Raw genomic sequence first — 25,640 nt, 5'->3', positions numbered from 1 at the left:
GGTGGGCAGAGGCGCGCGAGCGCCGTGCCCACCACTTCGCTCGCGCACCTACAATGGTGAACCGTCAGGGCAGCGCGGGGAGAATGTCTGTCATAGCAAAGTCGGCTCCCTTGAAGAGCAGCGGTTGCGAACGCGCTTTCGCCAAAGCGTAGACCGCACAATCGACGATGTTGAGTTGCGCCGGATGTCCCCCGCCCTTGCCGAAGCGTTGAAATGCCTCGAACGCGCCTTTCGCCATATCTACGTCGAACGGCACGACGACAATCCCGGCAGTCTCCAGCAATTCGTCGAAAAATTTCACGGCCGATGACCCGAAGCGGGCAGAGAGAACGATCTTGGTTTCCAGGACGGCTACTGCCGACATCGACAGGCTGGCAGCATCCAGCATGGCTTTTCGATAGCCTTGCCCATCTGGCTCGTTGGTTACGGTCGCGACGATCGCAGACGTATCCAGCACCATCAGGACGGCAGCCCGAAACGGTCATAGCCGAGGATTTCGTCGGCAGACCGAGAATCGAGAACGGGCAAGCGAGCGGTTCGCTCGAAGAACGACGTCAAGGCGGCTCTTCGATCGACCGCCGGCGACGCCACACGAGACAAGCGCTCCTCGATGGCGCGTTCGAGCGCCGTCTCGATATCTTCCCCCGTCAGGCGGGCGAGGCGCTGGGCAAGCTCATCGACTTTCGCGGAACGGATGTTCATCGGCCACTCGATCCCTGCAAACGACGTGAATAGTATAGCACGAGAACGCCGCCGCCGTCACTCCCGCGCCCGAAACAACAAGCACGCATCGCCATACGAATAGAACCGATAGCCGGTCGCGATCGCATGCGCATAGGCCTGCTGCATCGTCTCCAGCCCGGAGAATGCCGACACCAGCATGAACAGTGTCGATTTCGGCAAATGGAAATTGGTCAGCAGAACATCGACGGCGCGGAAGCGGTAGCCGGGGGTGATGAAGATCGACGTCTCGGCAGCGAACGGCTCAATGGTGCCGCCTTCGCTGGCTGCGCTTTCGAGCAGACGCAACGACGTGGTGCCGACCGCGATGATACGGCCGCCGTTCTTGCGCGCGGTGTTGAGCCGTTCCGCCGTCTCGGCCGAGAGCGTGCCCCACTCGGCATGCATCTTGTGGCCTTCGGTGTCGTCCACCTTCACCGGCAGAAAGGTCCCGGCCCCGACATGCAGCGTGACGCGATTGATGCCGACGCCGCGCGCGTGCAGCGCCTGCTCCAGCGCGGGCGTGAAATGCAGGCCGGCTGTCGGCGCGGCAACGGCGCCTTCGTTCGCCGCGAACATGGTCTGGTAGTCGGCGAGATCCTGATCGTCAGGCGTGCGTTTCGAGGCGATGTAGGGCGGCAGCGGCGGGCTGCCGAGATCGGCGATGGCCTGATCCAGCGTCGGGCCATGGAACGAAAATGACAGCGTCACCTCGCCTTCCGCGCCCTTGGCCTCGACCTCGGCGTCGAGATGGCCGAGCAGGCAGACCTTGCCCTCATTGCCGAAGCGGATGCGGTCGCCGGCTGTGAGTTTTTTGGCAGGCTTCACCAGTGCCTGCCAGCGCGAACCGTCGAGGCGCTTGATCAGCGTTGCCTCGATCTTCGGCTCGGTCTCGCGGCCGATGCGGCGGCCTTTCAATTGCGCCGCGATCACCTTGGTGTCGTTGACGACGAGCTGGTCGCCCGGCTTCAGCCATTGCGGCAGGTCGGCGATGATTTGGTCGCGCAACGTGCCGCGATCGACAACCAGCATCTTCGCGGAGTCGCGCGGGCTCGCCGGGCGCAATGCGATGCGCTCGGCGGGCAGGTCGAAATCGAAGAGGTCGGTGCGCATAGAACCTAGGTTGGATAGCCTTTAGCCATTAGGCGATTCTGGCGGCTTTCCCGCATCAGCCGGGAAAGTCCGTGCGAACGAATGCAGACGATTTAGGCTCGCGTTCGAAGGCAGAGAAAGCAGGCGACTCCAGAAGCGGGATGATATCTGGATCGTAATTGGCGATTGTGTTCACATCGTAGATCTCGAAATTATTCGGATCATCGGCGAAGTCCTGGCTCTCCTCGCCTGAAAAGAAGCGCCAGCCGCTGTCAGAGGTATTGTCGGGCGCCTCCCGATACATGAAACCGACGCGCTGACCGCCGACCGTAATCCGATCGGAGGCCAAGCACGCACCCTTTTCCGGGGCGAGCGGTCTTATGTCCTGAGGCGCGATCACAAATTGCTTTGTTGTCAAGCACGACCTCCGTCAGCCAGTCACTCCTCATCCTGAGGAGCGCGGGACGCGCGTCTCGAAGGATGAAGGCCCCGCTGCTGCAGCTTGGCCTCCATGGTTCGAGACGGCGCTACGCGCCTCCTCACCATGAGGAGAAACGCCTACTCCGCGTCAGCCGCCATCCGCGCCTTGACGATCTTGTCGGGGTTCTGCACGGGCTCGCCGCGCTTGATCTTGTCGACGTTCTCCATGCCCTCCGTGACCTTGCCCCACACCGTGTACTGGTTGTCGAGGAAGCGGGCGTCGTCGAATACGATAAAGAACTGGCTGTCGCCGGAATCGGGGCTGGCAGCGCGCGCCATCGAGGTGGTGCCGCGCACATGCGGCTCCTTGTTGAACTCGGCCTTCAGCTTCTTGCCTGAGCCCCCGGTGCCGGTGCCCTGCGGGCAGCCGGTCTGCGCCATGAAACCTTCGATCACGCGATGGAACACGATGCCGTCGTAGAAGCCTTCACGCACGAGTTCCTTGATGCGCGCGACGTGGCCCGGCGCCAGATCAGGCCGCATCTCGATGGTGACGGGGCCCTGCGTGGTCTCGAGGATCAGTGTGTTTTCGGTGGCGCTCATGCTCGTCTCTCTTGGGTTGGGGGTGAAGTCCTGTCAGGTGAAGATTTGCGGTTGCGAAACTGGATCGCGAATGGACGCCCCGCAGCGGCGCCAGCCATCGCATCGGTAAATGGCATCGGCGTGCAGCGTTGCAATGCCTCCATCACCGCGACCCGGTATTGCAGCCGGTCATCGTCGGAGGCCTCCGCGGATTCATAGGTAATCCTCGGATGGCCCAGAATGTTTCCAGCCCGGTTAAAGCTCACGACGACGGTGATGTCGATCGGGCGGGCCTTGGCGGCGGGCGGCGGCTTCCAGCAGGTGCGCAGATGCCGGAAGATGTCCTGGATGGTGTTGACCTGTGCGTCCTCGGCGACCGCGCCGGGGACGCCGAGCAGCAGCACCGCGGCAACGAACAGGAGCTTGCCACCGCAGCGCGCCATCGCCTCTCCTATTTGATGTCGGAAGCGACCTGCACCTTCACCATCTTGTCGGGGTCGGTGACGGTGCCGCCGCTTGATCCGGGAGGCGCCTTCTTCAGCTTGTCGACGACGTCCATGCCCTGCACGACCTCGCCGATCACGGTGTACTGGTTGTCGAGGCTGCCGCCGTCGGCGAACATGATGAAGAACTGCGAATTGGCGGTGTCGACGCTGTCGCCGCGCCGGGCCATGCCGACAATGCCGCGCGCAAAATGCACCTTGGAGAATTCCTGCTTCAAGTTCGGATATTTCGAGCCGCCGGTGCCGTTGAAGTTCTGACCATCGCCGGTCTGCGCCATGAAGCCGTCCATGACGCGGTGGAACGGCACGTTGTTGTAATAGCCCTCGCGCGCGAGCTGCTTGATGCGCTCGGCGTGCTGGGGCGCAAGGTCCGGCCTCAGCTTGATGACGATGCGGCCCTTGGTGGAGTCGATGACGATGGCGTTGGCCTTGTCGAGGCCGGCCGGCAAGGTTTGCGCGAACGCCGGCACCGCGAACAGAACCGCGGCAAGAAACCCGACAAGAACTGCGAGAATTCGGATCATGATAACTCCGGATCAGAGATGAGAAAGGAAACGCGCCGTTATCAGGCGAATTTTGCCTTGAGCTGGGCCGCAACCAGCGGCGGGACGAAGGCCGAGACGTCCCCGCCCATGGCTGCGATCTGGCGCACCAAAGTGGCGGTGATCGGGCGGACCATGGGAGAAGCCGGCAGGAAGACCGTATGCACCTCGGGCGCCATGGCCTCGTTCATGCCGGCGAGCTGCATCTCGTAGTCGAGATCGGTGCCGTCGCGCAGGCCCCGAATCATGATTGTCGCACCGTGCTTGCGCGCCGATGTCACCGACAGGTCGTCAAACGTCACCGCTTCGAGCACGCAGCCGGCCTGGGCCGCCACCGGCCCGCAGACGTCGTGGAGCATCTTGAGCCGCTCCTCGGTCGAGAACAGCGGCTTCTTGCCGGGATGGACCCCGATCGCGACAACGAGCCTGTCGCACAGCGACACGGTGTGCCGGACCACGTCCAGATGGCCGTTGGTGATGGGGTCGAAGGAACCTGGATAGAAGGCAATGCGGGGCATGGCCACGTCCTACCGCGCCCGGCCCGGCCCGGCAAGCCGGTCGGGTTCCCTGGCGGTTTTTCCGCAAAACCGTGTCGGAATGCGCCGAATTGTTTCGTCCTGAGGGGGCCACGAAACAAAACGGGGCGAGAACGAAACCATTTCCCACGTTCGCGAAGACGTCCGGAAACTGGCCATGGTTACTAATCCGGCCAACGAACGACGGGCCGCACAACTGGGCGTAGCGGCCGCATCACAGGGGACTGTTATGATCAAAGCTCTTTCGGCGATCGCCATCTCTGCGTGTGTTGCTGCCGCTCTCACCCTCCTGCCCGGCTTCGCCCCGACCGTCGAGGCGAGCGTGCCGCAGCCCCTCGCCAAAAGCGACCGGCTCGATATCCGCACCATCGGCAAGGACTGCTCGCAGCAGGCTTGGCCGAACTTCGAGGTGTCCTGCCTTCGCCAGGCCGGCACCAAAGCCAACATCCGCGAGGCTCGCCTCGTGACCGCCAACCGCACTCCGTAGCGGGGTCTGTCAGTTTCGCGTCAGGAATCCTCGCGATAAGTCCCAACGATAACCCTCCAAGATAACCCATGGATATTTGCGACGTCCCGTCGCAGACTGCCTGATGCCCGCGTCCGTCGGAATGACCCGTCGGACGCGATCCCATCGGGGGGTCGCCATTGTCCAGTACGCCCGCAGTCGCCTCCGGCCATCAACCCGATCCACTGCCGCTTGCCATGACCATGGGCGCCCTCGGGGTGGTCTATGGCGATATCGGCACCAGCCCTCTCTATGCCCTGAAGGAAGCCGCCAAGGCCGCCGCCCACGGCGGCACATTGACGAACGATGCCGTTCTGGGCGTTGCCTCGTTGATCCTCTGGGCGTTGCTGCTGATCATTTCGTTGAAATATGCGCTGCTGATCCTGCGTGCGGACAACCGCGGCGAAGGGGGCATCGTCGCCCTGCTGGCCTTGCTGCATGCCCGCAACGCCCAACCCGGCACCTGGCGCGCGCATCTGCTGGTCGTCGGCCTCGTCGGCGCCGCGCTACTGTACGGCGACGGCGCGATCACGCCGGCGATCTCGGTGCTCTCAGCCATCGAAGGTCTGAAGGTCGACGCGCCCTCGCTCGCGCCGGCGGTGGTGCCCGTGACCGTCGTCATCCTGATCGGACTGTTCATGATGCAGAAGCAGGGCACCGGCTTCATCGGCCGCATCTTCGGACCGGTGATGCTGGCCTGGTTCTTCGTGCTGGCAGCGCTCGGCATCCACGGCATCGTCAAGGCGCCGGCTGTGCTGGCGGCGCTCAGCCCGCTCTATGCGTTCGACTTCCTGATCCACCAGGATTTTCGTGTTTCCTTCGCGATCCTGGGGGCCGCCTTCCTCGCGGTGACCGGCGGCGAAGCCATGTATGCCGACATGGGGCATTTCGGCCGCCTGCCGATCCGCCTGGCCTGGTTCGCGATCTGCCTGCCCGCGCTGGTGCTGAACTATTTCGGCCAGGCCGCGTTGCTGATCACCGACCCCACCATGATCGAAAATCCGTTCTTCCAGCTCTGCCCTGACGCCCTGCACTACCCGCTGGTCGCGTTCTCGGCGGTCGCGACCGTGATCGCCTCGCAGGCCATCATCTCCGGCGTGTTCTCGCTGACGCAGCAGTCGATCCAGCTCGGCTTTCTGCCGCGCATGCAGATCCGTCACACCACGAGCGCCGCGATCGGCCAGATCTACGTGCCATTGGTGAACTGGCTGCTCGCCGCCGCAACGCTGGGCGCCGTCCTGAGCTTCGGCAGCTCGGAGGCGCTGGCAGGCGCCTATGGCATCGCGGTGTCGCTGTTGATGGCGATCACCACGCTGCTCGCCGCCCTGGTAGCGATCCAGTGGGGCTATTCGCCATGGCTCGTGGTGGCCGTGAACGGCTTCTTCTTCGTCATCGACGTGATCTTCTTCTCGGCCAATTCGATCAAGCTGTTCGAGGGCGGCTGGTTTCCGTTGATGCTCGCGGCCTTCGTCGCCTTCCTGATGCTGACCTGGCGCAGTGGCGTGAAGCTCGTCGAAGCGGCACGCGCGAAGCTGCGCCAGCCCGAGGAGGATCTGATCGAGACCGCGGTCAACAAGTGCAGCGCCAGGCTCCCCGGCACGGCGGTGTTCCTGGCGTCGGCGCCGCGCGGCGTGCCGCTGGCGCTGACCCAGTTCGTCAAGCACAACCACGTGCTGCACGAGCGCATCGTCCTGGTCACCGTGCTGATCGAGGAGCTTCCTCACATCGCCGACGAAGACCGCATCGAGGTGATCGAGATCATTCCCGGCATTACCCGCGTCGTTCTGCATTACGGCTTCATGCAGAACCCGACGATCTACGAAGGGCTGACCTTCGCCTGCCGTCACGGCAAGCTGCCCGGCATCGACCTCTCCGACGTCACCTACTATGTCGGCCGCGAGACCATCATCCCGCGCGAGGACGTGCCGGGCATGTGGGTCTGGCGCGAAACCGTGTTCGCCTTCCTTCAGCGCAACGCCGAACGCTCAGCCGCGTTCTTCGGCGTGCCGACCAAGCAGGTCGTGGAGTTCGGCACGGAGCTGGAGATTTAGCAGGCTCCGGCGCGGCTCAAGCAAGCATTGACGTCGAGCCGCAGCTGGATCTCAAATTATCGGGCTTTGTGCTCGCGGCGGCGATGCTGGCCCACGATGACAGTGAATTAAACTGAGGTATCAACGTTCCGACAATGCGTTCCCTCCGCCGGAGGCTCGCGGGTGGGATATGACCACTTCAATATCGATGCGCTGTCAGCCGGCACGGAGCTGGAGCGAGGGCTCGGGAGCCACGTCGATCGCGCGGCTCCCTCGCTTGTCCGTTATGGACAGGCGTAACGCTGCCCGTCGTAGGCCAGATACGTTCCCGAGGCCGGATCGTAGGACTTGTAGCGTTGGGCACAAGAGCTCACAGCATCCTGGCGTGCCTGGCTGTTGGCGATCGCGCCGCCGATAATCGCTCCGGCCGCCAGTCCGCCGATCACAGCTGCACCGGTTCCGTAGCCCCGATGTCCGTAGCCATGGTGATATCCGCGATGGCCATGACGCCAACCGGGGCGATACTGGACGGTCTCGACATTCGCTCCGTTCACGCCGAGCGCTTGATCTGCTTGAAGCGGCGCAGCCGAGGCAGATTGCACAGTGGCCAGAGCGGTCGCACCAGCGAGAGCGGCAGCAAGCAGAGTTCGGGATTTTCGCATGGTAAACTCCGTCATTTCATCAACGCGGAGCCAACAAGCGCGTCCTGATGCAGTTCCTGCATGAAACAGGTTTAATCAATCGCGTCACAAGGTCACACGCATGGAGGGCGCGCGGCAGGGCGCATCACTCCCCGTTTGCGTCTCCGTTCGCCCCGTTCCCGCTCTCGGCCTCTTCCGTGATGTGCTCGACCGAGACGACGTGTTCGTCCTCGGCGGTGTCGAACACGATCACACCCTGGGTCGAGCGGCCGGCGACGCGGATGCCTTCGACCGGGCAGCGGATCAGCTGGCCCTTGTCGGTGACCAGCATGATTTGATCGGCGTCTTCCACGGGGAACGACGCGACCAGATTGCCGTTGCGGTTGTTGACGCTCATGGCGACGATGCCTTTGCCGCCCCGGCCCGTGGTGCGGTACTCGTAGGACGAGGTCCGCTTGCCGTAGCCGTTGACGGAGACGGTCAGCACGACCTGCTCCTGCGCCGACATCTCGATGTAGCGCTCCTGGGCGAGCTGGAAGCTGCCGGAGGTCTCCTCGGCCTCGGCGTCCGCCGCCGGCTCCTCGGCCGCAGCTTCGCCGGCGACCGCGCGACGCATCTTCAGATACGCCGAGCGCTCGTCGGACGTCGTCTCGACGTGGCGCAGGATCGCCAGCGAGATCACCTTGTCGCCCTCGGCAAGCGCAATGCCGCGCACGCCCATCGAGGTGCGGCCGGTGAACACGCGCACGTCGGTGACGGGGAAGCGGATGCACTGGCCGCCGGCGCCGGTCAAAAGCACGTCGTCGTGCTCGGTGCAGATCTGCACGTCAACGATAGCTTCGTTGTCGTCGAGCTTCATCGCGATGATGCCGGAGCGGCGGACGTCGACGAAGTCGGACAGCTTGTTGCGCCGGACGTTGCCGCCTGTCGTGGCAAACATCACGTCGAGATTGCCCCAGGTGGACTCGTCCTCCGGCAGCGGCATGATGGTGGTGATGCGCTCGCCCTGCTCCAGCGGCAGGATGTTGATCAGCGCCTTGCCGCGCGCATTCGGCGCGGCCATTGGCAGGCGCCAGACCTTGATCTTGTAGACCTGTCCGCGCGAGGAGAAGAACAGCATCGGCGTATGCGTGGACGCCACGAACAGCCGGCTGACAAAATCCTCGTCGCGGGTCTGCATGCCGGCGCGGCCCTTGCCGCCGCGGCGCTGCGCCCGGTAGGCCGACAGCGGCACGCGCTTGACGTAACCGGCGTGCGAGACGGTGACGACCATGTCCTCGCGCTGGATCAGGTCCTCGTCCTCGACCTCGCCTTCCTGCTCGATGATGACGGTGCGGCGCGGGGTTGCGAACTCGGCCTTCACTTCGGCGAGCTCGGACTTGATGATTTCAAGCACGCGGTCGCGCGAGCGCAGGATGTCGAGATAGTCGGCGATCTCGCCGGCGAGCTTGTCGAGCTCCTCGCGGATTTCGTCACGGCCGAGTGCGGTGAGGCGTTGCAGGCGCAAATCGAGAATGGCCCTCGCCTGCTCCATCGACAGCCGTATCGTGCCGTTCTCGCTGATGCGGTGGCGCGGATCGTCGATCAGCGTCAGCATGTCCTCGACGTCCCGGGCCGGCCAGTCGCGTGACATCAGGGTGTCGCGCGCGGTCGTCGGGTCGGGCGAGGTCCGGATGACGCGGATCATCTCGTCGATATTGGCGACCGCGATCGCCAGACCGACCAGGATATGGGCGCGATCGCGGGCCTTGGCGAGCAGGAACTTGGTACGCCGCGTGACGACGCGCTCGCGGAAGTCGACGAAGATCGCCAGCAGGTCCTTCAGATGCATGATCCGCGGACGGCCGCTGTCGAGCGCTACCATGTTGACGCCGAAGCTCGTCTGCAGCGGCGTGAACCTGTAGAGCTGGTTCAGCACCACATCCGGCACCGCGTCGCGCTTCAATTCGATGACGACGCGGTAGCCGTCGCGATCCGATTCATCGCGCAGGTCGCCGATGCCCTCGATTTTCTTTTCCTTGACCAGTTCGGCGATGCGCTCGACCATCGTCGCCTTGTTCACCTGGTAGGGAATCTCGCTGATGATGATCGCCTCGCGCTCCTTGCGGATGGTCTCGATCGCGACCTTGCCGCGCATCATGACCGAGCCGCGGCCGAGGTGATAGGCGGCGCGGATGCCTTGCCGTCCGAGGATGACGCCGCCGGTCGGGAAATCCGGTCCCGGCACGATGTTGATGAGCTCGTCGATGGTGAGCGCAGGGTTGTCGATCAGCGCGACGCAGGCGTCGATGACCTCGCCGAGATTGTGCGGCGGGATGTTGGTCGCCATGCCGACCGCAATGCCGCCGGCGCCGTTGACGAGCAGGTTCGGGAACTTGGCCGGCAGGACCGACGGTTCGGTCTCGTTGTTGTCGTAGTTCGGCTGGAAGTCGACGGTGTCCTTGTCGATGTCGGCCAGCAGAGCCAGCGCCACCTTCGTCAATCGGGCTTCGGTATAACGATAGGCAGCCGGGGGATCGCCGTCGACCGAGCCGAAATTGCCTTGGCCGTCGATCAGCGGCACGCGCATGGAGAAGTCCTGCGCCATCCGGACCATGGCGTCGTAGATCGACTGGTCGCCATGCGGATGATATTTACCGATGACGTCACCGACCACGCGGGCGGACTTGACGTACTTCTTGTCCGGCGTGTGCCCCTGCTCGTTCATCGAGTACAGGATGCGGCGATGCACCGGCTTCAGACCGTCGCGGGCGTCAGGCAGCGCCCGCGCCACGATCACGCTCATGGCGTAGTCGAGATAGGACTTCTTCATCTCCTCGAAGATGGAGACGGGGCGAATATCCGAGGGTTGCGCCGGCTGATCGCCGGGCTTGTCGTCGTCGTCAGCCAAGGGGAAATCCGGTGAGGTTTTATCTGGGAATCATATAGCGCATCGAGCCTCTGATAACCACCCTCGCGGCGATCTGGGAAGCGCTTTTTCCGCCTATTTTTCCAACAACTTAAGCCCTTGCGAGCGGTGTCTTGGACAGCCCCTGCATCGGCCTTGCAAAATCGCCGCTCAGGCGCGGAAAATCGCGCGGCGAGCTTGCTCCGTCAGCCGCTTGCCAAGCCGCAATCCGAGCTCACCCGAAACATGAAGCGGGCCCGGGAATCCCGAGCCCGTCCTGCCGATTAGTGGGATTTTCTGACACGAGATGAGAAGCGCCGCCCATCGGGCCGGCGCGTCGCATTGAGACGCCCCGCTCTCAGAACGGAACGCTCAGAACGGGATATCGTCGTCCATGTCGCTGTTGCGGCCACCGCCGCCGGCAGCAACGGGACGGCGCGGTGCGCTGCTGACCGGACCGGAGGAGCCGAAATCGCCGCCCGGCTCGTCGCCGAAGCTGCCGCCTCCCCCACCGCCGCTACGACCGTCCAGCATCGTCAGGGTCGAGTTGAAGCCCTGCAGCACCACTTCGGTCGAGTACTTCTCGACGCCGCTCTGGTCGGTCCATTTGCGGGTCTGGAGCGCACCCTCGACGTAAATCTTGGCGCCCTTCTTCAGATACTGTTCGGCGACCTTGCAGAGCCCTTCATTGAAGATCACGACGCGGTGCCACTCGGTCTTTTCCTTGCGCTCGCCGGTGGCCTTGTCGCGCCACGTCTCCGAGGTCGCGACGCTCAGATTGGCAATCGGCCGCCCGTCCTGGGTGCGGCGGATTTCAGGATCCTTGCCGAGATTTCCAACCAGAATGACCTTGTTGACGCTTCCCGCCATCTCCGCTCTCCGCTCCGAATGCCACTGAATTCAAGAAGGCCGGTCCGCTCCCCGCGTTCCGCCGTGCCTGTTGAGGCGACCCTATACGCTCGCCGAACGCTTGCGGACGACGATCAGTCCGTCACCCCTCCGGTTATCCCCACATATAGCATCGACCTCCCGTTCGTTCCAGATTTGTTCTTAGCGAAACGACCGCATCGATGTGTGGCGTCGATCGGCCAATGTAGTGCGGGAATGCGCGCAGCGACTGGAACCTTTGTAGGCTCCCGAAACCGATGGAAAGAACTTAACATTCAATAAGTTATGGATACTCGCCCTGCCCACGTTCTTGTTGCATTTCGGAGGACGGATTTTGCCGCCACATCTTCCTCGGCGACCGCACGATCGGCTTCACAACGCCCGAGGGGGCGGCATTCGGCAGCGACCGGATTCGCCAGGATGCGACATGGGCCTCGTCCGCTTGAACTATCGCTAGGGCGGTCCGGTGATCGCGAAATACTGATCGAACTGACATCCATCAATGCAAGGCCGGACTCGCGCCGGCCTTTTTCGTTGCTGTTCCCATGGGGAACCAAAGGTCGGTAATTGCACCATTTTCAGGCCGCTGTGGCTTTCCAGTGACACAACTTGCGGCTTCAATGGTGTAAGTACGGCCTCAGTTGGGCAAGTGAGTCCGATGCCCTTCCCTATCGTGGAAGGCACAATCAGAAACTGGGACTGGGATTAGTTGAAAATGAAAAAGATTTGGTTGGCTTCGGCCTGTTTGTTCGCTCTCGCTGCCCCGGCCTCGGCCGCTGATCTGGCGGCGCGCCCCTACACCAAGGCTCCGGTGGCCATGGCTTCGGTCTACAACTGGACCGGCTTCTACCTCGGTATCGTCGGTGGCGGCGCCTGGGAAAATTCCTCGACCGACCCGAAGATGAAGGGCGGCTTCGTCGGCGGTACCGCCGGCTACAACTGGCAGACCGGGAATGTCGTGTTCGGCATCGAGGCCGATGGCGCCTGGGCTGACGTCAGCGCGTCGGTCACCGGCCCCGTTGCCGTCCCCGGCTTCGGCCTCGTCAGCACCACCCTCAGCTCGAAGACCGATGCGATGGGCACCGTGCGCGGCCGCATCGGCTACGCCGTCAACAACGTCCTGTTCTACGGCACCGGTGGTTACGCCTGGATCGACAACAAGCTCAGCATCAGCGCGCTCGGCGTGACCGTTTCCGACAGCAAGTGGCACTCCGGCTGGACCGTCGGTGCGGGCGTCGAAGCGTTCTTCGCTCCGCAGTGGTCGGTCAAGGGCGAGTACCTCTTTCGCAGCCTCGGCGGCGAGACCTACTTCTCGGGCGCCCTGCCCACCGGCACGCTCGAGTTTCACACCGTGCAGGTCGGCGTGAACTATCACTTCGGGGGCCCGGTGGTCGCCAAGTACTGAGTTCAGTACTTAGCTCCAACGCCATCCGCGTTACGAAAGGCCGGCCTTGCGCCGGCCTTTTTGTTTGACCGGCCGTTCCTGCAGTTTCCCGAGCCCTGCTCCTGCCAGATGCCGCCAGCGCGCCAACAATCGGTTGACGATTCGCAAGTCCCACTGGAAATCCGTCCCCGTTCTTCCTACGTTCACTCACATACCCATCGGCGCCGATCCCGGTTCCGGGCGAAGCGCGCCTGTTCAGTTGGCGCGATCGCGCGCTTTTGGATTCCCTGAGGACCACCAGGATGGATGAAGTGATCAAGGCGAAGCGCCAACAACAGAACGTGGGATCAAACCTGCGCGCAATTACGATCCGTGGCGCGCGCGAGCACAACCTCAAGAACGTCGACGTCGAGATTCCCCGCGACAAGCTGGTGGTGTTCACGGGGCTGTCAGGCTCCGGCAAATCCTCGCTCGCGTTCGACACCATCTACGCCGAGGGCCAGCGCCGCTACGTCGAATCGCTGTCGGCCTATGCCCGCCAGTTCCTGGAGATGATGCAGAAGCCCGACGTCGACCAGATCGACGGCCTGTCGCCGGCAATCTCGATCGAGCAGAAGACGACGTCGAAGAACCCGCGCTCCACCGTCGGCACCGTCACCGAAATCTACGACTACATGCGCCTGCTGTGGGCGCGCGTCGGCGTGCCCTATTCGCCCGCCACCGGCCTGCCGATCGAGAGCCAGACGGTCTCGCAGATGGTCGATCGCGTGCTGGCGCTGCCCGAGGGCTCGCGCCTCTATCTGCTCGCGCCGGTCGTGCGCGGCCGCAAGGGCGAGTACCGCAAAGAGCTCGCCGAATGGCTCAAGAAGGGCTTTCAGCGCGTCAAGATCGACGGCGCCTTCCACGAGCTCGCGGAAGCCCCTGTTCTCGACAAGAAATTCCCGCACGACATCGACGTCGTCGTCGATCGCATCGTGGTGCGCCCCGACATCGGCCAGCGCCTCGCCGAAAGTTTTGAGACCGCGCTGAAGCTGGCCGAAGGTCTTGCCGTCATCGAGTTCGCCGACGCGCCGGCGGCAGCACCCGCGGAAGAGAAAGAGAAAAAGAAGACCGCCAAGATCCACGACAAGAGCGGACCCGAGCGCATGCTGTTCTCGGAAAAGTTCGCCTGCCCGGTCTCCGGCTTCACCATCCCCGAGATCGAGCCCCGCCTGTTCTCGTTCAACAATCCCTATGGCGCCTGCCCCGCCTGCGGCGGACTCGGCGTCGAGCAGCATGTCGACGAAGACCTCGTCATTCCCGACAAGGAACTCGCCATCGGCAAGGGCGCGATCGCGCCCTGGGCCAAGTCCTCGTCGCCCTATTACATTCAGACGCTGACTGCGCTCGGCAAGCACTACAAGTTCACGCTGACCACCAAATGGAAGGATCTGCCCAAGAAGACGCAGAACGCGATCCTCCATGGCTCCGGCGAGGACGAGATCAAGTTCTCCTACGAGGACGGCGTCCGCTCCTACGACACCAAGAAGCCGTTCGAGGGCGTCATCACCAACATCAACCGCCGCTATCGCGAGACCGAGAGCGAGTGGGCGCGCGAGGAGCTGGCGAAATATTTCCACGACGTGCCCTGCGAGGCGTGCCACGGCTTTCGGCTCAAGCCCGAGGCGCTCTGCGTCAAGATCGGCGGCAAGCATATCGGCGACATCTCAGAGATGTCGGTGAAGGGCGCCGGCGCGTGGTTCGAGACCGTGCCGGAGGCGCTGAACACCCAGCAGAACGAGATTGCCGGCCGCATCCTCAAGGAGATCCGCGAGCGCCTCACCTTCCTGCTCGACGTCGGCCTCAACTATCTCACGCTCTCCCGCTCCTCCGGCACGCTGTCCGGCGGCGAGAGCCAGCGCATCCGCCTGGCTTCGCAGATCGGCTCGGGGCTGACAGGCGTGCTCTACGTGCTCGACGAGCCTTCGATCGGCCTGCACCAGCGCGACAACGCGCGCCTGCTCGACACCCTCAAGAGACTTCGCGACCTCGGCAACACCGTGATCGTGGTCGAGCACGACGAGGACGCGATCCTGCTCGCCGACCACGTCCTCGACATCGGCCCCGGCGCCGGCATGCATGGCGGCAACATCATCGCCGAAGGCACGCCCGCCGAAATCATGCGCAACCCGAATTCGCTCACCGGCAAATATCTCACCGGCGAGCTCGAGGTCGAGGTGCCGGAGCGGCGTCCGCCGAACCATCGCCGCACCATCAAGGTGGTGAACGCGCGCGGCAATAACCTCAAGAACGTCACCGCGGAAATTCCGCTCGGCCTGTTCACCTGCGTCACCGGCGTCTCCGGCGGCGGCAAGTCGACGCTGCTGATCGACACGCTGTACAAGGCGATCGCCCGCAAGCTGAACAATGCCAGCGAAGGCGCCGCGCCGCACGACCGCATCGAGGGCCTCGAGCACATCGACAAGATCATCGACATCGACCAGTCGCCGATCGGCCGCACGCCGCGCTCCAACCCCGCGACCTATACCGGCGCCTTCACGCCGATCCGCGAGTGGTTCGCCGGCCTGCCCGAGTCGAAGGCGCGCGGCTACGAACCCGGCCGCTTCTCCTTCAACGTCAAGGGCGGCCGCTGCGAGGCCTGCCAGGGCGACGGCGTCATCAAGATCGAGATGCACTTTCTGCCCGACGTCTACGTCACCTGCGACGTCTGCAAGGGCAAGCGCTACAACCGCGAGACGCTCGAGGTGCTGTTCAAGGGCAAGAGCATCGCCGACGTGCTCGACATGACCGTCGAGGAAGCCGCCGAGTTCTTCAAGGCGGTCCCGCGCGTGCGCGAGACGTTCCAGACGCTGCATCGCGTCGGACTCGACTACATCCATGTCGGCCAGCAGGCCACCACTCTCTCGGGCGGCGAAGCCCAGCGCGTCAAACTGGCCAAGGAGCTGTCAAAGCGCGCAACCGGCCGCACGCTCTACATCCTGGACGAGCCGACCACCGGCCTGCATTTCCACGACGTCAAGAAGCTCCTGGAGGTGCTGCACGAGCTGGTCGCACAGGGCAACACGGTCGTCGTCATCGAGCACAATCTCGAAGTCATCAAGACCGCCGACTGGGTCATCGACCTCGGCCCCGAAGGCGGCGACGGCGGCGGCGAGATCGTCGCCTGGGGCCCCCCGGAAGACATCGCGAAAGCGCCGCGGAGCTACACGGGGAAGTTTCTGGCGCCGGTGCTGGCGAAGGCGCGGAAGCCGAAGCGGAGACGCGCGGCGAGCGAGGCGGCCGAGTAGCGCAGCCTCGCAGTCTTGGTCGCTCTTCGCAGGCCGCAGAACTCTGACTGATGAGAGACAACCTCTGGTTAAGTTGACTGTCGGGCTATAGATTACTGACCTCTTCCAGGGGGCAGACTTGAGCAACGCAACTGATCAATCCAATTTTCATTTTGAATTCAACAGTTCCATAGACGAAGATCGATTCTTCAGAACTCTTCTGACCAAAAGGCTGAAGGCGCACGTCGATCGGCGTGGCTTTTGGATCATCACGCTCATCGTCTCCGGGGTGATTATTGCGGTTAGCTGGATCGGCCTGGATCAAGGTTGGCTAACCTCGCCAACTATATTTGCGTTGTTAATCTGCTTTCTATTGGGGCAGATCTACATGGCTTTCTTAACGACGTGGTCCACACGTCGGATATTCGACAAACTGCATGAGCTAGACGGCATGGCGCAGATGACCTGGCGTGTTACTTTTGATGACCTCTCCATCCTCGTGAGAACTCCCAACGTTGAAAGCAGGATGTCTTGGGATACGATTGCGGAAGTTGGGGATACCCAGGTCATGGTCGTAATATGGTACAATACAAAGCAAGGTTTTTTCATCCCAGCAAGAGTCTTCGCCGACTCTGCCGCGCGCACGGCCTTTGCGGAATGGGCCAGTAAACGCTTGCGGTCCGCGACTGCCCTGTCGAGCGTGATTAAATCCGTCTGATCCCGAATCTCATCGGCCCGGTCCGCCGGCACTTGCTCCCCAATGTCCTACCCCCTCGCCATCTTCGATCTCGACGGCACGCTGGCCGACAGCTTTCCGTGGTTCCTGCGCACCATCAACGACGTCGCCGATCGCTTCGGCTTCTGCCGCGTCGCCGATGAGGATGTCGAGGGGCTGCGGCATGCTTCGTCGCGCGAGATTCTTAGCCGGCTCGAGGTGCCCCTGTGGAAGCTGCCGGCGATCGCGCGGCATGCGCGGCGGCTGAAGGGAGAGGCGGCGGCGGAGATTTCGCTGTTTGCGGGCGTCGAGGCGATGCTGCGGACGCTGGCGGAGAACGGCGTGCAGCTCGCGCTGGTGACGTCGGACAGTGAAGCCAATGCGCGCGAGAAGCTCGGTGATTGCGCAGCGCTGTTCGCCCATTTCGATTGCGCGGCCTCGCTGTTCGGCAAGCCCGCGAAATTCCGACGGGTCATGCGGCGCGCCGGCGTGGCGCCGGGCAAGGTCATCGCGATCGGCGATGAGGTCCGCGACATCGAGGCGGCGCGAACCGTGGGGATCGCCTGCGGCGCGGTCAGTTGGGGTTATGCGGCGCCGGCGGCGCTGCGGGCGCTGGCGCCGGATCACATGTTTGATCAGATGGATGAGATCGTATCGACGCTGTGCCCCGGTGCGGTAGCCCGGATGAGCGAAGCGATATCCGGGAACGCCGGTGGATGAGGAGAGCCCTGTCCCGCATGTCGCTCCGCTCATGCGGGCTACACGCCCCTACTCCGTCCTGCGCAAGAACGCCCCGAACGCGCGCGGGCCATCGCCGGTCTTGACCTCGCCGATCACCTTCAGCTCGATCGCGTCGATGATGTCGAGCGTGTTGCTCTCCCAGCAGGCGACGACGATGCGCTTGCCGTCAGCGGTCGCGGCGATGCCTTCGGGATAATCGCCGACATTGATGCGCTTGATCGGCTTCAAGGTCGCCAGATCGAACACGCTGACAGTGCCGCCATACTGATCGGTGACGAAGCCGCGGCCCTGCGTCAGTGCCACCGCATAGGGCCGCATCCCGACCGGTACGCGGCCGATCTCGTTACCCGCGGCGATATCGATCACCGAAACGTCGTCGGAGCCGACATTGGCGGTGTAGGCGCGCTTGCCCTCGGCATCGATGGTGACGCCGAACGGACGCGTTCCGACCTTGATGGTCGCCCTGCGCTGGCGCGTCGCGGTGTCGACCACCGAGACGCTGTCGTCGTCGCGGTCGGCCGAGAGCAGCAGCTTGCCATCCGGCGTCACCGCGAGCCCCGATGGCGAGGCGCCGACCGCGATGCTGGCCGTGACGCTGCGCGAGGCCGCATCGATCACCCGCACCGCCGCCGCATACCAGTCCGCGACATAGACGGTCTTGCCATCAGGCGCGACGGCAATGCCAAGCGGCCCGCCGCCGACCTCGATCCGCGCCGCAACCTGGCGCGTTGCCGCGTCCACCACCGTCACGGCCTTCGCATCCGGGCTCGTGACATAGGCAAAGCGGCCGTCGGCGCTGACGGCGATGCCGGCCGGCTTGCCGCCGATCGGGATCGTCGCGACGCTGCGCGCCGTGGCGAGGTCCACCACCATCAGATCGTCGCTGAGCTGGTTGGTGACGAACGCCTCGTCGGCGCACGCGCTGCCGAGAGCGGCACGGTAAAGGCTGGCGGCCAGCGCCGCCAGGACCAGCGTCCGCACAGTCAGCTTCCGCTCTCGATCTTCTTCTTCAACGACTCGAGGCCGGCCTTGTAGAGCCCGCTCACCGCAGTCTTGGCCGCCTCGTCGCTCAGCTCCGGCGGCGGATCGTTGTTGGGAAAGCCACGATAGAACGCGCCGGCCCATTCCAGCGTCGTACCCTTGCCGTCGGCGCTCGGCGTCACCGTCAGCGTTGAGGAATAATTGGTGACCGGCAGCACCTTCACGTCCACATTGGTGATCCGGTAGGAATAGCTCATCGCGGCGGCATCGAACTTGTAGAGTTCCTCGTCGACGGTCGCGCCTCCGGTCAGCGTCAACTTCCGCGTGGCGCCGATCTCGTTGCCCTTCTCGCCCTCGGTCTTGGTGACCGGCGGCAGCCAGCTCATGTCCTGGAAATTGCCCATTGCGGCCCACACCTTCGCCGGGACGGCGTTGATTTCGATGGATTCGCGCACCTTCTGCCGGGTCGGCCCGTGGGCCCAGGCCGATGTCGAAGCCGAGGCGAACGCCGCCGTCAAAGCCGCGCCGCCCGCGGCGGTCAGCACCGCGGCCAGGACCATGCGCCGTCCAATCGTCACCCTCATCTCGTTTCCTCATACGTCTCGTTGATCATGCGCGACTTGATGCGCGCTGGGATCATGGTAACGCATTTTGCGGCCGAGGGGAGACCCGTTCGTGGCCGGCTTGGGGCGGGCGCCCGCGCCCCACAACCCCTTGCCGCCTGGCGGGCAAAACACCCAAGCAGAGGGTCAATCACGGCGCGTAAAAATATTTCTCTTTATCCGTATTTCGGATTATCATATAGAAGGCCATCCCAACCCGGCCGAGGGGCGGATCGCGATCGTCACGAACGCGGGATGGGACGTGGTGGACGTGGGCCACACCGGCGCGAAGGCTTCGCAAGGCGGGCAACCGTGAGCGAAAGTATCGCGCACACGACCGGTGCAGCCTGCGTACGGCAAAATCGTGTGGTCCTGGCGCCCGGGGTCTGTGCGCCAAGCGTTGCGGTGATGTGGCGGCCCGACCGGGCGTCCGCGTCAGCCATCCGCAAGGCGACGGGGGCAATAGTGCATCGCTCCCCGGGGAGAGCGCGACATAAGCCGTAAAACCACTGCGCAGGGAAGGCCGTGTGTTGGGCTTCACCTGTATGCCGCTGTGCAGCCTCTTGTAGCGCAACCTTCGCACAGTGGACCGTGGGTGCCAGCCGGCACCCGGCCTTCCCTGCGCCCTCGGCATTTTTGAGGGCGACCGTACTGGCAAAGCTCGGGCGCGATGTGCCGCGAGAATGCGAAACCGCGTGTCTGATGTGGGTGGCAATGCCAGATGAATCGGGCTCTCGGTCGGAACATATCAGGAACGCAACCTTCGCGAAAGCTGCATCTGAGAAACATGCAGCAACAAACCCCGACATGCGTCGCGAGGGCAAACTGGCATCCGAGATTGCTGTCCGAAATCGCCTTGGAGAACCCAGCTCTGAGACAGTTGAGCGGCACGAGGCCAGTCCCCACCTCCCGACCCCGCAATGACTGACGGACGTCCGGGACCGTAAGAGCCGCGAGGAGTGCGCGATGGTATCGACCTATTTCAGTTACAGCTACATCACGCGCAATCTCAAGCAGTCCCTGACGCGGGTCGAACAGCAACAGGACGTGGCGCGAGAGGCCGCCTACTACAAAGCCCACATCGGCAAGGTGAAGTCCGTCGACGACTTCATGAAAGACTATCGCCTTTATCACTATGCAACGAAGGCGTATGGCCTGGAAGACATGGCCTACGCCAAGGCCTTCATGAAAAAGGTGCTGGAGAGCGACCTCTCCGACGCAAACAGCTTCGTCAACAAGCTGGTCGACAAGCGTTACCGCGAGTTCGCCGCGGCATTTTCCTTCAATGGCAGCGCCGCGCCGGTTGCGCAATCGGAGAACCAGACCGATGAGATGATCGGCCTGTACACGGCGACCAGGAAGAGCCAGGTCGATGCACTTGCCAGCGACTCCAATTACTACAGCGCCGAAATCGGCAACATCAGCAGTGCAGACCAGCTCCTGAACAACGACCGCCTTCGCAACTACGTCTATTCGGCGTACGGGATCGATCAAGGCAAGTGGTCGCGTGACACGATAAGCCAGGTCTTGCGCAGCGATCCGTCCGATCCCAACAGCTACGTCAACACCACCTTCGCCTCTCAGTTGAATGGCCTCAACGCCGACCTTGCTCAGGCCCGATCGGATGTCACCGCGGCCAATTCAAGGATCGCCGACTACACCGCCCAATTATCGCAACCGGGCGCGAACGTGACCCAGTTGAACGTCCAGATCCTGGTCGAAAAATATCATTTGGAGTCATATGCGAGCAGCATTTCCAGCCTCAGCGACCAGATAGGGACGATCGGCGGGTTCGTCGACTTGGCCGGTGCGTTCGAGTTTTCCTCCGACGGATCGCTGCCGTCAGGTGTGTCGGCGCAGACTGCTGCAAATATCACGATCACGAAACAGAAGTTCGACGACAGCAAGTCCGACGTCTATTCGGCGGCAAGCCCGTTGAACGAAGCTTTTGCAATCAGGCAATTCAGAACTGCCATCCTCAAGATCAATTCAGTCCAGGCGTTCGTATCGACACCGGGCGTTTATGATTTTGCGCTGGGAGCCGTTGGCCTCGATCCCGGAAACGTCTCGCCGGCGACTGTCACGGCCGTGCTCGAAAGCGATCTCAACGACCCCAAGAGCTACGTCTATACCCTCAAGGACAATCGATATCTGGAGCTGGCACGCGCCTTCAACTTCGACGCAAAGGGCAATCTGACGACCCCCTTGGTGGCTCAGGACTCGGCTGAAGTCCTCCAGATCGCGAAGGACTATGTCGTTGCAGCGGTGAAGAGCGCAAGCACCGCAACTCCCCAGCAGCAGGCGGCAGTTCGGGCACAGGCCACGAAGGATGCGTCGGAGTATCAGCAAGCCATCACCGGGATCGACAGTGTTTCCGATCTTCTCGCAAACAGGCCGATGGTTGATTTCATCCTTCTGGCAAAGGGCTTGGACCCCAGGAAGGTCAGCACGGAATTTCTCAAGAAGATCTTCAGCTCCGACCTGAACGATCCAAAGAGCTTCGCGAACACCGAGAACGATCCTCGCTTTGCCGAAATCGTCGCGTCGTTCAATTTCGACAGCAAGGGCAACGTCGCGCGCCTTCCGATGATGGGTCCGCAGAAGCGGGATCAGTTTCGGGAAACACAGGCGAATTATGTCGAACAAAGCCTGGAGCAGCAGCAAGGGGATGCGAATCCCGGCGTGCGCCTGGCGATCTATTTCCAACGGAAGGCGGGGGACATCACGTCCGCGTACGACATCCTTGCCGACAAGGCGCTTTCGGAGGTGTTCAGGACCACCTTCAACCTGCCTGACTCGATGGCGGCGATGCCGATCGACCAGCAGGCCAAGTTCGTGGACAGATTCATGAAGATCAAGGATCTGTCCGATCCCGCGAAGGTTACAAAGCTGCTGAGCCGTTTCTCCGCCATGTATGACATCAGAAACAGCCAGAGCACCGGCCAGGGTCAATCCCCTCTGCTCAACCTGTTTCAGGGATCCGGTTCGGGGATCAGTGACTCCACGTACTTGGCCATTGCCAAGCTACGCACCCACTGATGATCGCTCCCCGGGACTAGTCCAACACCTCGAGCACCAGCTCCATGGTCATCAGCACGGGATTGTCGCCACGGATCAGCCGGCCCTCCGCCATACCGCCGGTGTAGTCGATCAGGGCGACGTCGAGTGCGGCTTCGAGCGCGCCGGAGGAGCCGGCCGCAATCGTGCCGGCTGTCACCGCAAGCTCGGTTGCGAAGGGCTCGGTCACGCCGCCATGGGTAAATCGGGCGCCGATGGTCGAACCAACACCGCCATGGATCCTGGCGCGCGCGATCCCGTGCGCGCGGCAGAAGTCTTCGAGACAGAAGGCGAAATCCTGATTGGGGCGCAGCCGCAGCGCGAAAGCGCGGCTGGTCGTGCGTGCCCCGGTGCTCGCAGCCGCCACCGGCTCGAACAGCTTGAAGTTGGTCTCGGGATCGGGCTCGGCGCTGAACATCGCACCATCGATACCGAAGGCCTCTACCTCGAACGGCTCGGCGACGTCAGTCTCGTCCGGCAGCATGTGGCCGCCACTGGCGCGGCTATCGGCCTCCGTCCACAGCCCATGGCAATGAAAGAACGGGGCGCCATCGCGCATGCCCAACGTCATGCTGCCGAGCCTGGTGCGCGTCACGCCGCTTGGCCGGAATGTGTCGCTATAGAACGCGGCGTTCTCGCTGGTCTTCGACAGCGCCGGCATGACATAGCCGAACGGCCCGAGCGCGCCGCGCCCGAAGCTGAGCACGCCGCCGGCAAATCCCTCCGCGGCAAAACCGCGGCGCGCCGCCTCCAGCAGCGGCAGACCTGCTTGAAGCGTGAAGGAGAAAGCGCGTCCCCTCGCCTCCACCCATTGGATGCGTTCGGCGACCGGCACGCCGGGCTGCTTGATGCTGCGCATGACCTTCGCTCAGCTCGCCCGTGTCTTGTCGAGATCGAGCAGGCCGCGCGCCTCGAGCTCGTCCCGAACCATCCGTTTCGGAATCTTGCCGTAGCCGGATTTCGGCAAGGCCTCCCAGAAGAAGAACCGCTTCGGCATCTTGTAGCGCGGCACTTTTGGCAAGAGGAATGCCGCCATCTCCGCTTCGCTCACCGGCTTCGCGCCCTCGCGCGCGACGCAGACGGCAACGCCGACCTCGCCCCAGGTCGCATCGGGCACGCCGAGCACCGCGACCTCGCCGACGCAAGGATGGGTCAGGATTTTCTCCTCGATCTCGCGAGGATAGATGTTGGAGCCGCCGGAGATGTACATGTCGGAGGCTCGCCCGGTGATGTAGACGAACCCCTCCTCGTCCATGTGACCGAGATCGCCAGTGCGGAACCAGCCGTTGCGGAACGCCTTCGCGTTGGCATCGGGATTGTCGTAGTAGCCGGCAAGCACCGCGGGGCCGATCACGCAGATCTCGCCGCTCTGGTTGGCGCCGAGTTCACGGCCCTCGTCGTCCTGGATCGAGACCTGCATGCCGGTACGCTCGAAGCCACAGGTGCCGATCTTCGCGTGCGGCCCGTCCTCGGGATCATGCAGCGCCGCCGGCAGCACCGTGATGTTGCCGGTCACCTCGCCGAGGCCGAAATACTGCACGATGACCTTGCCGAGCTTCCTCAGCGCAGCCTTCTGGTCCTCGCGATACATCGGCGCACCCGCATAGATCACCTGGCGCAGCGAGGAATGATCGTATTTGTCGGCGGCGGGATGCTCGACCATCATCTTCAGAATGGTCGGCACCACGAAGAGATTGCTGACCCGATGCGCCTCGATCAGGCGGAACGCCTCGTCGATGTCGAATTTCTCCGTCGGCAGCAGCACCGTGCACACGCCGCGCGCGGTCTGCACCAGCTGATGCACGCCGGCGCCATGCGACAGCGGCGCCACTACCAGCGAGGCATCCGCTTCGGTGACGCCCGGCGTGAGATCGGCGAGATGGTTGGTGACGACAAAACCCATCTGGCCGTGGGTGAGCACCGCAGCCTTGGAGCGGCCGGTGGTCCCCGACGTGAAGAAGAACCAGCAGGGATCGTCGTGCTCGACCGCGACGTTCTCGACCACCGTGCCGGCCCGCGACGCGACGGCATCCGCAACCGACGTTTCGGCAAATGGCGCCTGACCGTCGATGCTCCAGGTGAATTCCAGCGCGCCACCCTTTACCCCCGCGGCGTGCTCGGGGAAATCGACGTGGCACAGAAACGCCTTCGCGCCGGAGGCCTGCGCAAGATAAGTCACTTCGTCCGGCATCAGTCGGAAATTGGTGGGTACCCAGACGGCACCGAGCCGGAACGCCGCGAACATCGAGAAGAACATCTCGTCGCCGTTCTTGGAATGAACGAGGATGCGGTCGCCCTTCTCGATGCCGCGCGCCGCGAGGGCTGCCGCGAGTGCCGAGACCTGCGCATCGATCTCGCGCCAGGTCCAGGATCTGTCACCCCAGACGAAACCGGGACGCGCCCCATGCCGCCGCGCATTCTGGGTCAGCATGTGAGCGAGATTCATGACGCGGCGGGACATGCGCAGGGGCTGCATCGGGCTTCCTCTTCGGCGGCGGACGGCACGCGAGCCGCCCGCTCATTGCAGCCCATTTATCGCCATCGCCAGGACCCCTGCAAGGCCGTCGGCCGCACGCCTGCCCTACGGCTGCTTGAACGCGAACGGCGTAGCCGTGATGGCCTTCTCCTTGACGCAGGCCTGCGCACCAAAGCCGCCGCAATAGCTGCCATGCAGATCGAAACGGATGGTGCGCCCCGCACCCCGCTTCGTTGGCTTCGACTTGATCCCGTAGCTGCGGACATGGCCATCGAAGACGGGTTGCACACTGCCGTCCGGCAACGTGACCAGGATGTTCATGACGCAGCCGCCGGTTCCGCAATAGGTCGTCTCGCGATCGCCGCATCTGGTGTCGCGGAAATCGACGATGTAGTCGTCGCGGCCGTCACCGGTCAGGTCGATCCTGCGCACCGTATCGACCGCAAAAGTCACCGCGTCGCCGCCCTGGCTCTCGCATTCCTCGTAGGCGTAGCGCACGGCCTTCTGCACGCCCGGCGGATAGTCGACAGGATTGAACGGCTTTGCGTTCTCGGCGCGCGCAGCGTTTGCGAACAGGACGAGCAGGAGGATCAGATATCGCATTGGCATTGGTCGCCAGCGCAGCCGCGATCGTTCAGGAAATTTTAAACATGATCGGCGCAACCTCGCTCAGTTCTCGCGTACAGAGTGCCGCATCATGGTCAAAGCGCCCGCCCTCCTCCTGTTATCGCTGGCGCTTGCCGGATGTGCCGTGGGTCCACAAGCGCACCTCGCCTCCGATCCCGCCTTCAAGCCTGCGCGCTATGGCTGGGACGGCGCCGGCGAAAATCCCAATCATTCGCGCGCGGCCTCAGAGCCGAGACGGATCGCCCGATCCGAGCGCAACAGGTCGCAAGCCGGGCTTCAGCCCTATTCGAAGGAATGGTGGCAGGCGCAGGACGGCATCGAGGCGGAACAGGACGCCAGGGTCAACCGTTCCCTCGTCATCTGCCAGGGATGCCTGCGCCCGCAGGCGCAGCCAGAGGATTCCAGGCTCGCCAAGGCGACCGATTGAAGCATCCGGTCTTATCAC

The 25,640-nt window shown here is 63.4% G+C and carries 24 protein-coding genes; 8 read left to right on the top strand and 16 right to left on the bottom strand.

Annotation, left to right across the window (positions count from 1 at the left end):
- Positions 1-64 precede the first annotated feature (64 nt).
- The 8 genes from AC0L20_RS22560 to coaD form a co-directional block, all read right to left on the bottom strand.
- Positions 65-460, bottom strand: a complete 396-nt coding sequence (locus AC0L20_RS22560; RefSeq protein ID WP_473292214.1) for a type II toxin-antitoxin system VapC family toxin — start codon at positions 458-460, stop codon at positions 65-67.
- Positions 460-702, bottom strand: coding sequence for a type II toxin-antitoxin system VapB family antitoxin (locus tag AC0L20_RS22555; protein WP_473292212.1), 243 nt, complete (start codon positions 700-702; stop codon positions 460-462). Before AC0L20_RS22555 ends, AC0L20_RS22560 begins: the two co-directional genes overlap by 1 nt.
- Positions 703-759: 57 nt before the next feature.
- Positions 760-1,833, bottom strand: coding sequence for a tRNA preQ1(34) S-adenosylmethionine ribosyltransferase-isomerase QueA (gene queA, locus AC0L20_RS22550; protein ID WP_473292210.1), 1,074 nt, complete (start codon positions 1,831-1,833; stop codon positions 760-762).
- Positions 1,834-1,888: 55 nt separating this feature from the next.
- Positions 1,889-2,230, bottom strand: coding sequence for a DUF2185 domain-containing protein (locus AC0L20_RS22545; protein ID WP_409188671.1), 342 nt, complete (start codon positions 2,228-2,230; stop codon positions 1,889-1,891).
- Between the two features lie 140 nt (positions 2,231-2,370).
- Positions 2,371-2,835, bottom strand: a complete 465-nt coding sequence (locus tag AC0L20_RS22540) for a peptidylprolyl isomerase (protein WP_473292208.1) — start codon at positions 2,833-2,835, stop codon at positions 2,371-2,373.
- Positions 2,832-3,257, bottom strand: coding sequence for a hypothetical protein (locus AC0L20_RS22535; RefSeq protein ID WP_473292204.1), 426 nt, complete (start codon positions 3,255-3,257; stop codon positions 2,832-2,834). The genes AC0L20_RS22540 and AC0L20_RS22535 overlap by 4 nt, the downstream gene beginning before the upstream one ends.
- An 8-nt stretch (positions 3,258-3,265) precedes the next feature.
- A complete protein-coding gene (locus tag AC0L20_RS22530) occupies positions 3,266-3,841 on the bottom strand; it encodes a peptidylprolyl isomerase (protein WP_247462279.1) in 576 nt (191 codons plus the stop codon).
- A 41-nt stretch (positions 3,842-3,882) separates the two neighbouring features.
- Complete coding sequence (gene coaD, locus AC0L20_RS22525; protein ID WP_473292200.1) at positions 3,883-4,377, bottom strand: pantetheine-phosphate adenylyltransferase; 495 nt, start codon at positions 4,375-4,377, stop codon at positions 3,883-3,885.
- A 247-nt stretch (positions 4,378-4,624) separates the two neighbouring features.
- Between coaD and AC0L20_RS22520 the strand changes: the two genes are divergently transcribed.
- Both AC0L20_RS22520 and AC0L20_RS22515 read left to right on the top strand, forming a co-directional pair.
- Positions 4,625-4,882, top strand: coding sequence for a hypothetical protein (locus AC0L20_RS22520; RefSeq protein ID WP_473292198.1), 258 nt, complete (start codon positions 4,625-4,627; stop codon positions 4,880-4,882).
- Positions 4,883-5,097: 215 nt separating this feature from the next.
- Positions 5,098-6,951 (top strand): potassium transporter Kup, encoded by a 1,854-nt coding sequence (locus AC0L20_RS22515; RefSeq protein WP_473292476.1) that lies wholly within the window; start codon positions 5,098-5,100, stop codon positions 6,949-6,951.
- A 263-nt stretch (positions 6,952-7,214) separates the two neighbouring features.
- Here AC0L20_RS22515 and AC0L20_RS22510 read toward each other — a convergent pair whose 3' ends face one another.
- The 3 genes from AC0L20_RS22510 to AC0L20_RS22500 all read right to left on the bottom strand — a co-directional run bounded on the left by AC0L20_RS22510 (position 7,215) and on the right by AC0L20_RS22500 (position 11,328).
- Entirely contained in the window at positions 7,215-7,592 is a 378-nt protein-coding gene (locus AC0L20_RS22510) for a BA14K family protein (RefSeq protein WP_456764229.1), read from the bottom strand.
- A 124-nt stretch (positions 7,593-7,716) separates the two neighbouring features.
- Positions 7,717-10,461 (bottom strand): DNA gyrase subunit A, encoded by a 2,745-nt coding sequence (gyrA, locus tag AC0L20_RS22505; RefSeq protein WP_473292196.1) that lies wholly within the window; start codon positions 10,459-10,461, stop codon positions 7,717-7,719.
- Between the two features lie 369 nt (positions 10,462-10,830).
- Complete coding sequence (locus AC0L20_RS22500; RefSeq protein WP_007590726.1) at positions 10,831-11,328, bottom strand: single-stranded DNA-binding protein; 498 nt, start codon at positions 11,326-11,328, stop codon at positions 10,831-10,833.
- A 733-nt stretch (positions 11,329-12,061) separates the two neighbouring features.
- Between AC0L20_RS22500 and AC0L20_RS22495 the strand changes: the two genes are divergently transcribed.
- From AC0L20_RS22495 to AC0L20_RS22480, 4 genes are all read left to right on the top strand, one after another.
- On the top strand, positions 12,062-12,751 hold the full coding sequence (locus AC0L20_RS22495) for an outer membrane protein (protein ID WP_456764227.1): 690 nt from the start codon (positions 12,062-12,064) through the stop codon (positions 12,749-12,751).
- Positions 12,752-13,032: 281 nt separating this feature from the next.
- Positions 13,033-16,017, top strand: coding sequence for an excinuclease ABC subunit UvrA (uvrA, locus tag AC0L20_RS22490; protein WP_473292193.1), 2,985 nt, complete (start codon positions 13,033-13,035; stop codon positions 16,015-16,017).
- Between the two features lie 118 nt (positions 16,018-16,135).
- A complete protein-coding gene (locus AC0L20_RS22485; protein WP_473292190.1) occupies positions 16,136-16,714 on the top strand; it encodes a YcxB family protein in 579 nt (192 codons plus the stop codon).
- Between the two features lie 42 nt (positions 16,715-16,756).
- A complete protein-coding gene (locus tag AC0L20_RS22480) occupies positions 16,757-17,431 on the top strand; it encodes an HAD-IA family hydrolase (protein WP_473292188.1) in 675 nt (224 codons plus the stop codon).
- Between the two features lie 48 nt (positions 17,432-17,479).
- On the opposite strand, the gene AC0L20_RS22475 is transcribed toward AC0L20_RS22480, so the two are convergent.
- Positions 17,480-18,433, bottom strand: coding sequence for a YVTN family beta-propeller repeat protein (locus AC0L20_RS22475; protein ID WP_473292186.1), 954 nt, complete (start codon positions 18,431-18,433; stop codon positions 17,480-17,482).
- A 2-nt stretch (positions 18,434-18,435) separates the two neighbouring features.
- Positions 18,436-19,017 carry an SRPBCC family protein gene (locus tag AC0L20_RS22470; protein WP_473292184.1) on the bottom strand — a complete coding sequence of 194 codons (582 nt, stop codon included), beginning with the start codon at positions 19,015-19,017 and terminating at the stop codon, positions 18,436-18,438.
- A 984-nt stretch (positions 19,018-20,001) separates the two neighbouring features.
- On the opposite strand from AC0L20_RS22470, the gene AC0L20_RS22465 reads away from it, so the two are divergent.
- The gene (locus tag AC0L20_RS22465) at positions 20,002-22,074 is read left to right on the top strand and encodes a DUF1217 domain-containing protein (protein ID WP_473292181.1); all 2,073 of its coding nucleotides are present in this window, start codon (positions 20,002-20,004) and stop codon (positions 22,072-22,074) included.
- A gap of 16 nt (positions 22,075-22,090) precedes the next feature.
- Here AC0L20_RS22465 and AC0L20_RS22460 read toward each other — a convergent pair whose 3' ends face one another.
- The 3 genes from AC0L20_RS22460 to AC0L20_RS22450 all read right to left on the bottom strand — a co-directional run bounded on the left by AC0L20_RS22460 (position 22,091) and on the right by AC0L20_RS22450 (position 25,171).
- Entirely contained in the window at positions 22,091-22,951 is an 861-nt protein-coding gene (locus AC0L20_RS22460; RefSeq protein WP_473292178.1) for a PCC domain-containing protein, read from the bottom strand.
- A 9-nt stretch (positions 22,952-22,960) separates the two neighbouring features.
- Entirely contained in the window at positions 22,961-24,568 is a 1,608-nt protein-coding gene (locus AC0L20_RS22455) for an acyl-CoA synthetase (RefSeq protein WP_473292176.1), read from the bottom strand.
- 105 nt (positions 24,569-24,673) lie between these two features.
- Entirely contained in the window at positions 24,674-25,171 is a 498-nt protein-coding gene (locus tag AC0L20_RS22450; RefSeq protein WP_473292174.1) for a hypothetical protein, read from the bottom strand.
- Positions 25,172-25,265: 94 nt separating this feature from the next.
- Here AC0L20_RS22450 and AC0L20_RS22445 point away from each other — a divergent pair, with 94 nt between their 5' ends.
- On the top strand, positions 25,266-25,622 hold the full coding sequence (locus tag AC0L20_RS22445) for a hypothetical protein (RefSeq protein WP_473292170.1): 357 nt from the start codon (positions 25,266-25,268) through the stop codon (positions 25,620-25,622).
- Positions 25,623-25,640: the final 18 nt, after the last annotated feature.

Source organism: Bradyrhizobium sp. Kon58, assembly GCF_055807455.1.
This window is presented reverse-complemented; position numbering and strand designations above follow the sequence as displayed.

What these genes read in the sequence shown, in the direction of transcription:
- queA (WP_473292210.1), bottom strand. Translation starts at nt 1,833, where the DNA reads ATGCGCACCGACCTCTTCGATTTCGACCTGCCCGCCGAGCGCATCGCA.
- AC0L20_RS22500 (WP_007590726.1), bottom strand. Translation starts at nt 11,328, where the DNA reads ATGGCGGGAAGCGTCAACAAGGTCATTCTGGTTGGAAATCTCGGCAAG.
- AC0L20_RS22495 (WP_456764227.1), top strand. Translation starts at nt 12,062, where the DNA reads ATGAAAAAGATTTGGTTGGCTTCGGCCTGTTTGTTCGCTCTCGCTGCC.
- AC0L20_RS22450 (WP_473292174.1), bottom strand. Translation starts at nt 25,171, where the DNA reads ATGCGATATCTGATCCTCCTGCTCGTCCTGTTCGCAAACGCTGCGCGC.
- AC0L20_RS22480 (WP_473292188.1), top strand. Translation starts at nt 16,757, where the DNA reads ATGTCCTACCCCCTCGCCATCTTCGATCTCGACGGCACGCTGGCCGAC.
- uvrA (WP_473292193.1), top strand. Translation starts at nt 13,033, where the DNA reads ATGGATGAAGTGATCAAGGCGAAGCGCCAACAACAGAACGTGGGATCA.
- AC0L20_RS22455 (WP_473292176.1), bottom strand. Translation starts at nt 24,568, where the DNA reads ATGCAGCCCCTGCGCATGTCCCGCCGCGTCATGAATCTCGCTCACATG.
- AC0L20_RS22460 (WP_473292178.1), bottom strand. Translation starts at nt 22,951, where the DNA reads ATGCGCAGCATCAAGCAGCCCGGCGTGCCGGTCGCCGAACGCATCCAA.
- AC0L20_RS22530 (WP_247462279.1), bottom strand. Translation starts at nt 3,841, where the DNA reads ATGATCCGAATTCTCGCAGTTCTTGTCGGGTTTCTTGCCGCGGTTCTG.
- AC0L20_RS22520 (WP_473292198.1), top strand. Translation starts at nt 4,625, where the DNA reads ATGATCAAAGCTCTTTCGGCGATCGCCATCTCTGCGTGTGTTGCTGCC.
- AC0L20_RS22470 (WP_473292184.1), bottom strand. Translation starts at nt 19,017, where the DNA reads ATGAGGGTGACGATTGGACGGCGCATGGTCCTGGCCGCGGTGCTGACC.
- coaD (WP_473292200.1), bottom strand. Translation starts at nt 4,377, where the DNA reads ATGCCCCGCATTGCCTTCTATCCAGGTTCCTTCGACCCCATCACCAAC.
- AC0L20_RS22560 (WP_473292214.1), bottom strand. Translation starts at nt 460, where the DNA reads ATGGTGCTGGATACGTCTGCGATCGTCGCGACCGTAACCAACGAGCCA.
- AC0L20_RS22510 (WP_456764229.1), bottom strand. Translation starts at nt 7,592, where the DNA reads ATGCGAAAATCCCGAACTCTGCTTGCTGCCGCTCTCGCTGGTGCGACC.
- AC0L20_RS22535 (WP_473292204.1), bottom strand. Translation starts at nt 3,257, where the DNA reads ATGGCGCGCTGCGGTGGCAAGCTCCTGTTCGTTGCCGCGGTGCTGCTG.
- AC0L20_RS22465 (WP_473292181.1), top strand. Translation starts at nt 20,002, where the DNA reads ATGGTATCGACCTATTTCAGTTACAGCTACATCACGCGCAATCTCAAG.
- AC0L20_RS22555 (WP_473292212.1), bottom strand. Translation starts at nt 702, where the DNA reads ATGAACATCCGTTCCGCGAAAGTCGATGAGCTTGCCCAGCGCCTCGCC.
- AC0L20_RS22540 (WP_473292208.1), bottom strand. Translation starts at nt 2,835, where the DNA reads ATGAGCGCCACCGAAAACACACTGATCCTCGAGACCACGCAGGGCCCC.
- AC0L20_RS22515 (WP_473292476.1), top strand. Translation starts at nt 5,098, where the DNA reads ATGACCATGGGCGCCCTCGGGGTGGTCTATGGCGATATCGGCACCAGC.
- AC0L20_RS22445 (WP_473292170.1), top strand. Translation starts at nt 25,266, where the DNA reads ATGGTCAAAGCGCCCGCCCTCCTCCTGTTATCGCTGGCGCTTGCCGGA.